At 51.8% G+C, this 307-nt stretch carries 1 pseudogene; it reads left to right on the top strand.

From position 1 onward, the window contains the following. Nucleotides 1-134: 134 nt before the first annotated feature. Nucleotides 135-307 (top strand): annotated as a pseudogene (locus EXE46_RS16715) (RDD family protein); the annotation flags it as partial.

A 307-nucleotide genomic window follows, 5' to 3' on the forward strand; every position in this document is an offset into this window, starting at 1 on the left:
CATCCGAGACGGAAGAGCCTCTGTTCAGTTCTCCGATCACGCTTCATCAGCGATTTGACTCAACACCGTCTTGCTCAACTATCCGCACAAACACCGCCTCGACGCGCCGCTAAACTACAACGGATGGGTACACACCAGGTAAATACCTACTTGGACTGGTCGTTATCAAGTCCGACGGCGCAAACTGTACGATCGGCGCGTCAATACTACGGAACTTGTTATGGATCGTTGATGCACTCCCGACGTTCAATCTCGTCGCAATGGTATCAATACTGCTTACAGACGACAACCAACGGGTCGGTGACCT

The organism is Halorubrum sp. GN11_10-6_MGM (genome assembly GCF_005435165.1).
Classification (GTDB): domain Archaea; phylum Halobacteriota; class Halobacteria; order Halobacteriales; family Haloferacaceae; genus Halorubrum.